Origin of the sequence: Pseudomonas fontis (genome assembly GCF_028656955.1) — a bacterium.
In the GTDB taxonomy this organism is placed as follows: Bacteria; Pseudomonadota; Gammaproteobacteria; order Pseudomonadales; family Pseudomonadaceae; genus Aquipseudomonas; species Aquipseudomonas fontis.
The window spans coordinates 1-14,261 of the sequence record NZ_JAMDGY010000045.1 but is presented as its reverse complement, the minus strand read 5'-3'; the positions used below and the strand labels follow the sequence as shown (position 1 = coordinate 14,261).

The 14,261-nt window shown below is 62.7% G+C and carries 1 protein-coding gene; it reads left to right on the top strand.

The window, feature by feature from the left end:
• Positions 1–29: 29 nt before the first annotated feature.
• A partial coding sequence (locus tag M5G11_RS15625) for a two-partner secretion domain-containing protein (protein WP_273913250.1) occupies positions 30–14,261 on the top strand: 14,232 nt, incomplete at its 3' end.

Here is a 14,261-nt window from a genome sequence, read left to right as displayed (position 1 = left end):
CGCAAGCCCGCTGACTGCCGAGACTCGACATGGACGTTCGTTACTTTGCTTTTCTGGCCCGCCAGCGCGCGGCCGCAATTCAGCCGCGCGAGTCATTCTGCGGTTTGCCCAAGCGCGGACTGGCACTGCTGCTGGCCAACGTCATGTTCTGGCAACCAATGTGGGCGCAGGCGGCTGAAGGCATTGTAGTCAGCGCGCCTGGCACGGCGCTGAACCAGGCAGGCAACGGCGTACCCATCGTCAAAATCGCCGCGCCCAATGGCAGCGGGCTGTCGCACAACCAGTTCGTCGACTACAACGTCGGCAGCAACGGGGTCATCCTCAACAACGCCACCGGCCGAACCCAGGACACGCAACTGGGCGGGATCATCCTTGGCAACCCGAACCTGCAAGGCACGGCTGCCACCACCATCCTCAACGAGGTCAACGGCGGCAACCCAAGCCAATTGCGCGGCTACACCGAAGTGGCGGGGCAGTCGGCCAAAGTCATCGTCGCCAACCCGTACGGCATCAGCTGCAACGGCTGCGGCTTCATCAACACCCCGCAAGTGACGCTGACCACCGGCAAACCGGTGATCAACGCGCAGGGTGCAGTCGGGGGTTATCAGGTCGATGGCGGCAGCGTCAGCCTGGAAGGCGCCGGGCTCAACGCCGGCAACGTCGGCCGCTTCGACATCATTACCCGCTCGGCCAAGCTCAATGCGCAGTTGCATGCGCAGGAGCTGAACGTGATCACCGGGCGCAACGACGTCGACGCCCAGACCCTGGCGGCCACGCCGCGTGCAGGTGCTGCCAATGATGCGCCGGCACTGGCGATCGACTCCAGCGCCCTGGGCGGCATGTACGCCGGGGCGATCAAGCTGGTCGGCACTGAAGCGGGCGTCGGCGTGCGCCTGGCGGGTGACCTGATCGCCAGCGGTGGCGATATCCAGCTTGATGCCAATGGCCATGTCAGCCTGGCGCAGACCAGCGCGACCGGGGCGGTCAACGTCAAGGCCGCAAGCCTCGACGCGCAAGGCCCGCTGTACGCTGAAACCAGCGTGCAGGTGAGCACCGCCGGCAACCTGACCAACCAGAACAACATCGCCGCCCGCGACAGCATCACCCTGAATGCCGGCGGTACATTGAGCAACCGTGGGGTAATCGAAGCCGGTGTCGAGAAAGCGGGCACTCGCAATACCCAGGGCGACATTACCGTCACCGCGCAGAACCTCGACAACACTGGCAAGACTCTCGTCGCCAGCCGTGACCTGACGATCACCAGTAACACCGCCGTCGCCAACCAGGGCGGAACGCTGAGCGCGGCGCGCAACAGCCAGCTGACGGCAGCAACCCTGGACAACAGCAACAACGGTCGTCTCCTGGCCAACCAGGCGCAGCACATCGTCGTCAGCCAGGAGCTCAACAACCAAGGCGGCCTGATCAGCGCTGGCCGTTCGCTGACTGTCGATGCCGGGCACCTGGTCAACCGCAATGGTGAACTGTCGAGCCTGCTCGACGGCACCCTGCGCCTGCACAGCCTGGACAACGTCGCCGGCCTGGCCAGCGCCACGCAGGGGTTGACGATCACCGCACAGGGTGTAATCGACAACCAGGGTGGCCGCTTGAGCGCCGGCACGCAGTTGAGCCTGGACGCTACCCAGGTCGACAACCGCAACGCCGGCCGCATCGCCAGCAGCGGCACCCTGACAGCGCGCATTACTGGGCTGGACCAACGCGGTGGCGGCCAGTTGCACGCGAGCAAGGCGCTGAGCCTGGACCTCCAGCATGGCCTGCTCAACAACGATGACGCGGGCTTGATCACCACGCCGGGGCAGCTGTCGTTGCAGCGACTGGGTGCGGTCAGCAACCAGCGTGGCGAGATTTCTTCCGAGCAGGCCTTCACCCTGCAAGCACAGCAGTTGGACAACACCGCCGGCAAACTGCTCAGCAGCAGTGATCTGAACGTGCTGATTGCCGGGCAGCTCAACAACAGCGCCGGCCTGATCGCCGCCAATACCCTGCAACTGCACGCTGCGGCGCTGTTCAATACCGCCCAGGCGAAGGTGCATGCCCGTGCCGGGTTGACGGCAAAGGTCAGCGGTACACTCAACAACCAGGCCGGCCAGTTGCTCGCCAACTCCGACGCCAGCCTGACGGTCGGCAGCCTCGACAACAGCGCTGGCGGGCGTATCAGCAGTGGCCAGGCGCTGACCCTGGACCTTGGCCATGGCCGCTGGAACAACGATGGCGGTTGGCTCAATGCGCCGGGTGCCTTGCTGTTGCGCAACCTGGCGCAGGTCAGCAACCGCACAGGTGAGATTTCCAGCGCCAGCGCTTACACCTTGCAGGCTGACCAACTGGACAACCAGGGCGGCAAGCTGCTCAGCGAACAGGGCCTGACCCTGCGCATCACCCAGGTGCTGGACAACAGCAAAGGCCTGATTTCGGCCAATGGCATCGACCTGCAGGCGCTGAGCCTGAACAACCTCTCCGGCACGCTCACGGCTCGCGAAACGCTGGGTGTGGTGCTGCAGCAGGCGCTGGACAACCGCAATGGCAAACTTCTCGGCAAGTACACCAGCCTCGCCTCGGGCGACCTGGATAACCGTTCGGGTCGAGTCCAGGGCGACGCCACCCTGGTAATTGACAGCAGCGCTGACATCGACAACCGCAGCGGCACGCTCGTTGCGGGGCAACGCCTGAAAGTGACCAGCGCCGAGCTGAAGAACAGCCAAGGCGAAGTCAGCAGCTCCAATACAGCGAATATCACCACGGGCACGTTGAACAACGCTAATGGGCGCCTTGAAGCCTTCACGGTGCTGACACTGACCGCCGGCCAGGTGAGCAACACCGATGCCGGCCGGATCAGTGCCGGTAAAGTGTTGGATGCCAGCATGACGGGCCTGGAGCAGGCACGTGGTGGTCGACTGTTCAGTGGCGCTGACCTGAGCCTGGACCTCAAGCGCGGGCATCTGGACAACCAGGGCGGGGTGATCAACGCCCCTGGCCTTCTGTTGCTCAAGCAGTTGGGCCTGGTCAGCAACACGGCGGGCGAGCTTTCCAGCAGCCAGGCCTTTGAGCTGGTCGCCGAGCGCCTGGACAACAGCAGTGGCAAGCTGATCAGCGAACAGGGGCTGACCCTGCGTATCGCCCAGGCACTGAACAATGCCAAAGGTACGCTCAGCGCAGCGACCCTGGACCTGCGCGCCACCGCACTGGACAACCGCGCCGGCATGCTCAGCGCAGTCAACGGGCTGGACCTGCTGCTGACAGGCGAGTTGAACAACCAGGGTGGTGAGGTGCTGGGGCGGGATGTCCGCTTGACGCTCGATACCCTGGACAACCAGCAAGGCCGTGTTCACGCCGAACGCACGCTGACCCTGACCAGCCATGCCGGCACCGACAACCAAACCGGCAAACTGCGCGCGGGCCAGCATCTGGAGCTGCACGCGGCCAGCCTGGACAACCGCCAGGGTGAACTGCTCGGTGACGCCAGCCTGACGGCGCGTATCGCCGGCCAACTGCTCAATCAGAGCGGCCTGCTGGGCGCTAGCGGCGCCTTGCTGCTTTACACCGACAGCCTCGGCAACCAAGCCGGTGGCCGAATTCTCGGCAAGGCTGATGTCGAGCTCAACGCTCGCCACCTGGACAACCGTGGCGGTACCGTTGCCGCTGACGGCGCAGCAACACTGAAGGTCACTGCGCTGGACAACCAGGGCGGGGCGATCACTGGCCAGCACAGCCTGCTGTTGCTGGGTGATCGGCTGGACAACAGCCTCAAGGGTCGAATCGAGGCGAAGGGGCCCTTGCAGATCACCATGGGGGTATTGAACAACCGAACAGAGGGGAAACTGCTCAGCAGCGACTCGCTGACGCTCATCGCCAATGAGATCGACAACGCCGAGAACGGCCGCATCGCCAGCAGCAAGACCCTGCGGGTAGACACCGGGCGCCTGGATCAGCACGCCGGTGGCAAGTTGACCAGCGAGCGCGAACTGACCCTGGATCTGCGCAACGGCCACCTGGATAACCAAGGCGGCTTGATCCATGCCCAGGGTCCGTTGCTGTTCAAGCGCCTGGCCGTTGTCGATAACCGCAAGGGCGAAATCTCCAGCGATCTGGCCTTCGACTTGAATGCCCTGCACCTGAACAACAACGACGGCCAGCTGATCAGTGCGCGGGCCCTGACGGTCACGGTCGCTGAGGCATTGCTCAACCTCAAGGGCGTGATTGGCGCGGCGGGCCTCAAGGTGGTTGCCGCCAGCCTGGACAACAGCGGCGGTACGCTGGGTAGCGATGTCGACCTCGGCGTGGAGATCGCCGGCGCACTGCTCAACCAGCAGGGCGAAGTGTCGAGTGCGGGCAACACCGTGGTGGCAGCGGCTAGCCTGGACAACCGCAACGGCGCAGTGACCGGCGATGTCTCTACCCGGGTACACAGCACCGGCAAACTGGACAACCGCGCTGGCATGCTCGGCGCGGGCGAGCAACTGGACATCACTGCCGATAGCCTGGACAACCGTGATGGCAGCCTGGTCAGCGATGGCCGCCTGAAGGCAAGCGTTACCGGCGTGCTGGACAACAGCGCCAAGGGCAAAGTACTCGCCAAGCGCCTGCTGGAGCTGTCGGCCGGTCACCTGAGCAACCAGGCTGGCCTGGTCTCCGGGCGCGACCTGCTGACCCTGCGGGCAGGCAAGCTCGACAACGCTGCGGGCCTGGTCCATGCCGACCAGTACCTGCAGCTGTTCGTCGATAACCTCGACAACAGCAAGGGCGTGGTACGCAGCAAGGCCGCACTGGACTATCACGGCCAGCACCTGATCAACACCGGCGGGCTGCTGACCGCCGACGGCGCGGTGCTGCTCGACGCCCGCGAAGTCGACAACGCCAAGGGCCGCATTGCCAGCCGCAGTGATCTGCTGGCAACCGTTGGCATCCTGCGCCAGCAGAGCGGAGCGCTGGTGTCTGAAGGTACCCTGGCGTTGACGGCGGATGAGGTCAGTGTCGGCGTCGGTGGCGTAATTGCCAGCAGCAAGGACCTGACCCTCAACGTCGGCACACTCGACAACCTGGGCGGTGAGCTGTCCAGCCTGATGGCGGTAGCCGCCCACGGCAAACGTTTTAACAACAGCGGCGGCAAGCTGATTGCCGGCACGGCCCTGACGTTGACCGTCGAGCATGTGATCAACCGCAGCAAGGGTCTGCTGTTCGGCCAGAACACCCGCTTGACCGGTGCCCGCCTGGACAACGACGGCGGTACCGTGGGCGGCACGTTGTCGCTGCACGTCGACCTGGTCAGCCGCAGCCTGCCATTGCTCGATGGCCTGCTCGACAACCGTGCGGGCAGGCTCGACAGCGAAGGGACGCTGACCATCACCAGCGTCAGCCTGGACAACGATGGCGGCAAGGTTTCCAGTCTCGGGGCATTGCAATTGACCAACAGCGGCGCACTGAGCAGCCGCGCTGGCCTGATCGAAACCGACGGCGGCCTGATCGTGACCAGCGCCAGCCTCGACAACCGCGACGCAGGCCTGATCAGCAGCCAGGGCGACGCCCTGGTGACGACGGGTGCCCTCAACAACAGCCAGGGCGGTCGCATCAAGAGCCACGACCTGCTCACGTTGTACGCCGGGCAAGTCACCAACCAGGCCAAAGGCAGCATTTCCGGCAAGGTGCTGGATGCCAACCTCAAGGGGCTGGAGCAGCAGGGCGGCGAACTGTTCAGCCTGGGCGACTTGACCCTGGACCTCAACAGCGGCCACCTGGACAACCAGGGTGGCTTGATCCACGCCCCGGGCGCGTTGCTGCTCAAGCAGCTCGACAGCGTGGCCAACCAGGGTGGGGAGATTTCCAGCACGCAATCCTTCGAGCTGGCTGCGCGCAGCCTCGACACCTCTGCTGGCAAGCTGCTGAGCACCCAGCAACTGACGGTGCGTGTCAGCGAGCAACTGAACGCGATCAAGGGCTTGATCGCCGCACGTTCGCTGCACCTGCACGCGGACAACCTGAACAACCGTGATGGCTTGATCAGCAGCCGCGAAACCGCCGAGCTGCGCATCAAGGGCGAACTGGCAAACCTGGGCGGCACCGTACTCAGCGACGGCACCTTGCTGCTGCGTGCAGGCAGCGTCGTGAACAGCGCAGGCAAGCTCTCGTCGAAACAGGACGTCGACGCCCAATTCGGCAAGCTGGACAACCAGAACGGCCAGGTCATTGCCGAGGGTGAACTGCGCCTTGGCGCCGATCATGCAGACAACCGCCAGGCGGGTCTGCTCAAGGCTACAAAAGCGCTGAAACTGACCGTCGACGACCTCGACAACCGTGGCGGCGAAATCGCTGGCGATGCTGATGTCAGCCTGACCGGCACACGCCTGGACAACCGTGACAACGGTCAGGTACTGGCCGCTGGCGGCCTGGCCTTGACCCTGCAAAACACCCTCAACCAGAACAACGGCCTGTTGCAAGGCATCAGCGGCCTGACCCTCAACGCCCAGGGGCCGTCCAGCCGCCTGGACAATAGCGGCGGGATGCTGCGCAGTGATGCTCGGGTGCGGGTCGACCTGAATGGTGAGGTGATCAACAACAGTGGCCGCATCACCAGTGACGGCACGCTGACCGTCAACAGTGCTCGCTTGGACAATACCGCTGGGCGGTTGTCCAGCACCGCTAGCCTGGTGGTGAACAGTACGGGTGCAGTGCTCAACCAGCGCGGCACCTTGTTGAGTGAGGCCGATGCATCCCTCACCAGCACCAGCTTCGACAACAGCCAGGGCGGCATGCTCAGCGCCCAGGGGCCGTTGGTCATCACCACCGGCCTGCTCGAAAACCAGCAAAAGGGTCGTATTGGTAGCGGCAGTCGCCTGGACCTGACCAGCGCGATGCTGAACAACAGCAGCGGTGGACGCATCGCCAGCAGCGGAGTGCTTGTGGCCAGCGTCAGTGCGCTGGAGCAGCAGGGTGGCGAGTTGTACAGCGCCGCTGGCCTTGACCTGGACCTGAACAACGGTCAGTTGAATAACCAGGGCGGCTTGATCAACACCCCCGGTCAACTGCTGCTGAAGAACCTCAATGGCGTCGCCAACCAGGGCGGTGAAATTTCCAGCGCCCAGGCCTTTGCCCTCGCCGCGCAACAGCTGAACAACGACAACGGCAAGCTGCTGGGCAATCAGGGCCTGACCCTGACGGTCAATCAGGCGCTGAGCAACCTCAAGGGCAAGATTGCCGCCGCCGCGTTGACGGTCAGTGCCGGCAGCCTGAGCAACGGCAACGCGGGCGTGCTGACCAGCCGTAGCGACCTGGGGCTGACGGTCAACGGCCTGCTGGACAACAGCGAAGCGGGCTTGATCAACGCGCAACAGGCCCTGACCATCAGTGCCGGCAGCGTGAACAACCAGGGTGGCGAGTTGCTTGCCAGTACGCACCTGGGCCTGACCGCCGGGACCCTCGACAACAGTGCCAAAGGCCTGATCAACAGCACCCGCAGCCTGACCCTCAAGGCTGACGAGCTGCTCAATGGCAGCGCAGGCGAGGTCTCGGCCAAGGAGGCCTTGAGCCTCAATGTCGGTAGCTTGAAACAGCAGGGCGGGCGGGTGCTCGGCGATGCTGCATTGACGGTGAACCTTGCCGTTGGCGGCGGTGACCTCGACAACCAGAGTGGCCTGCTCCACGCCAAGGGGCCGCTGACGATCAACAACCTGCGCGAGCTGAACAACCGCACGGGCGAGATCTCCAGCACCCGGCAGTTCACCCTGGCCGGGCGCACCCTGGACAACCGCGCGGGCAAGCTGATCAGCAATGAAGCGCTGACACTGGATGCGGCGACGCTGCTCAACCAGGGTGGCCTCATTTCGGGTTGGAACGGCCTGACCGTTACTGGTGGCAGCCTTGCCAACAGCAACAGCGGCACACTGTCCAGCCGGGCAGGCAGTGTCGATGTCCGCCTGAGTGGCGCACTCGACAACAGCGTCGGCGGCGCACTGGCCAGCCAGGGTCGACTCGATGTCACGGCTGCCTCCCTGAATAACCAGGCGGGCATCATTGTCAGTGCCGGCGGGCAGTCGCTGAAAACCGTCGCAGGCACCCTCGACAACCGTCAGCGTGGGCAGATCGACAGCGGTGCCGGGCTGGATATCTGGGCGGGCAACCTGCTTAACGCGGACGGCACGATCATTGGCCTCGGGCCAGTGACGCTTGAGCGCCTGGCGCAGTTGAACAACCGTCAGGGCAAAATCATCAGTGGCAACACCCTGCGAGTACTGGGCAACGCGGCAGTCGACAACCAGGGCGGCACGCTGATCAGCCAGGCGAGCCTTGAGCTCAATGGCGCCAGCCTGGACAACCGCAACAAGGGCACAGTCGCGGCGGCCACCAGCGTGGCGTTGACCACCAGCGGCGCCGTGTTGAATGACACCGACGGCTTGATCCACAGCCAGGGCGCCGACGTTAAGGTGGTCGCACAGCGCCTGAGTAACCAGGCGGGTGGTTTGCAAGGGCAGACCGGCCTGAGTGTGGATGTGCGTGAAGACCTGGGCAACCAGGGCGGCAAGATCCTTGCGCAGACCGGCAACCTGCTGCTCAAGGCCGGCAGTGTCGACAACCGTGGCGGCGTGCTGGCCAGCCTGAAGGGCGAGCTGGAAACCCGGGTCAACGGCCTGGTGCGCAATGACCAGGGCGGGGTGATCCAGGCGCAGCAGCTCAAGCTGATTGCGTTGGGCGGGACGAGCAACGTGGGCGGGCGGATTGCCGCGCAGAGCGGCAACATCAGTGTCGAGACGGCGAACTTTGCCAACCAGGGTGGCGGGCTCTTTGCCAAGGGCCTGGTCACGGTGCTGGCGAACGACCTCGACAACAGTGGTGGTGGGCAGATTGCCGGCCAGCGCCTGGACTTCGGCTTGCGCGGCGCGTTGGTCAACCGCGGCGGGATCATCGAAAGCGACAGCAGCCTGGACGTTGCTGCGGTGCGCCTGGACAACCAGGGTGGGCAACTGCGCGCGTTGGGCAAGGCGGGCAAGACCGCCTTTGCCATTGGCGGGGTGCTGGATAACCAGAACGGTGTGATCGAGAGTGCCAACGACAACCTGAGCCTGCAGGCTGCCAGCTTCCTCAACAGCAGCGGCAAGTTGTTGCACGGCGGGGCGGGTGAGTTCGAGATCGGCATGGCGAACGTTACCGGGGCTGGTGGCGAGATCGTCACGCTTGGTGGCCTGACCCTGAACGCCGCCAGTTGGACCAACAGCAGCGTGATCCAGGCGGGGCGCCTGAATGTGAACGTGGGTGAGTTCACCCAGACCGAAACGGGGCAGTTGCTGGCGTCCAGCCGCTTTGTCGGGAGTGGTGGGAACTGGGTGAACAGGGGGGTGATTGCCAGTGATGGCAGCTTGTCCCTGAACGTGCAAGGCGGCTACACCAGCTCAGGCCAGATTACCAGCCTGGGTAGCTTCGACTTGACTGCCAACAGCCTTCAGTTGTTGTCGACCGGGCGTATCGCCGGAGGCCGAGACGTCACCGTGTCAACGTCCGGACAATTGAACAACCTGGGGCGGCTCACCGCCGGCAATACCCTGAAGGTCAATGCCCAGGGCCTGACCAACAACGGCACATTGGGCAGCGCCGGGGGGCTTGAGATCAATGCCCAGACCCTGCTCAACCAGGGTGCCGGTGAAAGCAACAGGAGCCTGATCTCCAGCGGGGGCGACATGGCCCTGCGGGTGGGTGACTTCACCAACCGGTTTGCCACGGTCTATAGCCTGGGTGGCCTTGTGGTTGCCCGGGATGCGGGGAACAATCGCGCCAATCGCGTCGAGAATATCTCGGCAACCTTGCAGAGCGGCGGGGCAATGGCGGTGTTCGCGCAGAACATTACCAATCGCAAGGATGCGTTCTCCGTTAGCGAAAAACTGGTGTCTGGCTCCATTACGTATGTCTGCCACGACTGCAAAGGCCGTCATTACGACCTGACCTACGAGGTGATCGAAGAGTTCGAGCGCACTGTCACAGCAGACTCCGGTGCCGCCTCGATCAGCGCTGGCACCACGCTTGCTGTTCAGTCCGATGTGTTTGAGAACAAGCACAGCCTGGTCAGCGCGGCCACCGGCATTGACATCGCTACCGGTGACTTCCTTAACGAGGGTGCATCGACGGAAAGCGTCAACCGGGTTCGAACATTCCGTAACCCTAGCGACAGTGAGCGCTCGAATGTCTGGGACAGCCTGGTTCGCGAGGGTGGGGCGGTTGCTGAATATGCCAAGTACAACTCCAAGACCCAATATGTCTATCAGCGCCAGGTGAACTCGAGAGAAGGCAGCTATAAGACCGTGGTCGATCAAGGACGACAGAACACGGGGAGGGAAAATCCAAACTATCGGCCTGATTCGGGTTATGTCGTCCCCGCACAGATACTGAGCTATCAATTGAGCGGTACTCGCGAGGATTCGAAGAGTACAGGCGTTTCTGCCAGCGCAATCGTCCAGTCTGGCGGCAACGTCAGCATCAATGCCTCGCGCAACCTGGGCAATGGTGTGACGCGCAGCAATACCAGCTACTCGACTCAGGCCCAGTCTGGCGCGGATACGTCGACTTCGGGCAAAGCCAACCCCAACGTCTCGACGATCAACTCCCAGTTGCCACCAGACCTCGCCCAGCGCCAGGTCAACCCGCTCAGCTTGCCTGGCTTTGCCATTCCCACCGGGCAAAACGGCCTGTTCCGCCTGAGCGCAGAGGCCGGTACCGCCAATGGTGCAACCCAGGTGGATGCGCGCGCGCAACAATGGTCGCTAGGTACTGGCACGATTGACCTCGCACAGCGTGAGAAGGTGCTGCCAGCCATTGCCGGGCGCGCTGCCAGCGCCGGTGACATCGCTCAGGTGGCAGTCAGTAGCCGTGAGCTCGGTGACACCGTTCGCCAAGGGCTGGGTATTGATACCCGCGCGAGTGTGGTGAAAGTCGACCAAGTGGGTGCGGCTGCAACCTCACCAGGCGTGCCGGGCCGCACTATTGAGCTGCCGGGGGCTTCCCGTCCGGACCTGGTAACCGTGGATGGCGCCGGCGTCCTGCTGCCGGGCACAGGTGCGACGTCACGCGAGCCGTTGGTCATCAACCAACCTAACCCGTCGGCAGGTACTTCATTGGTCTTGCGGGATGTGTCGGGCGCCATTGTCTCGCCGGGCTCAACGTCTACACCCGCCACAGGCATCGAGCCAATCCGCCAACCTGAGGTGGTCACGAATGTCGGTACGCCGGTAGGCCCGCAAACCATCGCCAGGGTCCAGGGTTTGCCTGACAACAGCGGTCGTTCTCAGCCGCACAAGTACCTGATCGAAACCAACCCGGTACTGACCGACCTCAAGACCTTCATGAGTTCGGACTACCTGCTGGGCAACCTTGGCTATGACCCGGATAAAAGCTGGAAGCGCCTGGGTGATGGTTACTTCGAACAGCAACTGATCCAGCAAGCCGTTGCCGCGCGCACCGGCCAGCGCTTCATCGATGGCAAGACCAGCGATGAGGCCATCTACAAGCACCTGATGGACAACGCGTTGACCAGTAAACAGCAACTGGACCTGCGTGTAGGGGTGACGCTGACTGCGCAGCAGGTCGCCGCGCTGACTCACGATATCGTCTGGCTCGAAGAGCATGAGGTGAGTGGCGAGAAGGTGCTGGTGCCTGTGTTGTACCTGGCGCATGCGAACAATCGCCTGGCGCCGAACGGGGCGTTGATTCAGGGTGCCGATCTGAACTTGATCGCGGGTGCGGGCCTAAGTAATGGCGGCACCTTGCGCGCCAGCAACAATCTCTCAGCCAGTGCCGGGAAGAACCTGATCAACAGTGGGCTGATTGAGGCAGGAAATCGACTGGAACTGTTGGCGGGCGACAGCATCGTCAACGGTGCAGGCGGGATCATCAGCGGTCGTGACGTGAGCATGACGGCGTTGTTGGGTGATGTGATCAACGAGCGCACGGTTTCGGTCCAGCAGACAGGCAGCCAGACTCGGCACAACCTCGACACCGCTGCGCGTATCGAAGCCGCCAACGACCTCTCCATTGGGGCCGGCCGCGACATGCTCAATATCGGCAGTGAACTGCAGGCCGGGCGCGACCTGAAAGTCGATGCCGGGCGTGACCTGGCACTGACGGCTGCTGAACTGCGCTTCAAGGACGACCGAGGTCGAAGCTACCAGAGAGAGACCATTACCCAGTTTGGTTCCAGTGTGGAGGCTGGGCGGGACGCGACGTTCTTCGCCGGCCGAGACTTTGCTGCGATTGGCAGTGATATCGAGGTAAAGCGCAACCTTGCCATCGATGCTCTGAATGACCTGACCCTTGCGTCAGCAGCCAACGAAGATCACTTCTATTCCAAGACCAAGAAAGTCACGCGCCAGGAGGACCACATCCGTCAGTTGGCAACCCAACTGACAGCGGGTGGCAACATTGATCTGGCTGCAGGAAATGACCTTGCCCTGGTGTCCAGCCGCATCACTGCAGGTGACGAGGCATACCTGGTGGCGGGCGACAAATTGGAGCTGCTGGCGGCCCAGGACAGTGATTACTCGCTGTACGACATGAAGAAAAAAGGCAGCTGGGGCAAGAAGAAAACCCAGCGTGACGAAGTCACGGACGTGCGCAACGTGGGGAGCGAAATCACCACGGGGGGCGACCTGACCTTGGAAAGCGGCGGCGACCAGCGCTATCAGGTGGCCAAGCTCACCAGCGGGGATGACCTGACGCTTGAAAGTGGTGGGGATATCAACTTCGCGGGTGTGAAGGACCTGCACCAGGAGAGCCACGAGAAGAGCAAGAACAGCCTGGCGTGGACCAGTGGCCAGGGCAAGGGTCGCACGGACGAAACGCTTCGCCAGAGCGAGATCGTTGCGCAGGGTGATCTGGTCATTCAGGCGGTTGGCAAAATCCAGGTCGATGTTAAACAGATCAACCAGCAGAGCGTTGCTCAGTCCATCGACGCCATGGTCAAGGCTGATCCGAAACTGGCCTGGTTGAAAGACGTCGAGGCCCAGGGCGGCGTTGATTGGCGCCAGGTCGAGGAGATTCACACTTCCTTCAAGTACTCCCATTCAGGTCTCGGTGCCGGAGCCCAGTTGGCACTTGCAATCCTGATGGCGGCATTGATGGGGCCCGTGGGGCTAGGGTTGTCTGCGGTTCCAGCTGCAGGTGCTGCAAGCCTGGCAACCACCGCAGTAAACAGTGCGGTTAGCAACAAAGGCGACTTGGGGGCGGTGCTCAAGGACACGCTGAGCAAGGAGAGCCTGAAAAGTGCCACGGTGGCGATGGTCACAGCGGGGGCGCTTGAGTATGTCGATGCCAAATGGTTCAGCGCGGCGGATGGTGCCCAGAGTGGAGCCATCAATGTAAAGGACGGGGTGGTCAGCCCTGCAAACGCGTCATCGAAGAATGTCCTGACATGGTCGAATGCCTCAGACACGCTCATTCGTGCCGGGACTCATGCGGTGATCTCGAGCGGTGTATCGACGACCATCAATGGTGGCAGCTTCAGCGACAACCTTGGTTCGGCCCTGGTTGGCCAGGCTGGCTCGATTGCCATGGCGACCGGGTTCAAGTGGGTCGGTGACAACACTATCAAGTTTGACAACGGTAGCGTGCCGAAGATATTTGCCCACGCGATCATGGGTGGGCTCCTGGCGGAGGCTACAGGGAGCGATTTCAAAACCGGTGCGATGGCGGCGGGGTTGAATGAGGCGATGGTCAATGGGCTGACCTCGATTGCGAATGGCAACGAAAATGTCCACATGATGCTGTCTCAACTGACAGGCGTCGTCGCAGCGGCAGCGGTAGGTGGGGACCTGGAGAAAGGCATGCAAGTCGCACAGAGTGCGACAGCGTACAACCATCAGCTTCACCGGAAAAATGCAGAAAATTTTGCTACTGCACTGATGGATGCATGCGAAAAGGTGCAGGGATACTGCTCTCCTGAATACAAGACCGTTACGCAGGAAGAACTGGTAGATGCACTGGAGGTAACTGCCAAGCATGGGGAGGGGATTGATAGGTTAAATCCGGTAGCGAAGCAGTTGGTCAGTCAGTTCTTGGATAGGTTCGACGATACCAAGGAAACGCTTTTCTTACTGACACCCTCGGAGCGCGAACGACTCGACGTCGTGGAAAAAGCGGAGCTTGCGATTTCTATCATGTCCTTGGGGACGTTGGCGAAGTCAGCAGTCAAGCCGGCTCAGAATCTGGTCGAACGGCTGTTGGCGCGGTTGCGTTCGGTTGACAGCGCACCGCAAATTGGTCCAAAAGGAACTGCC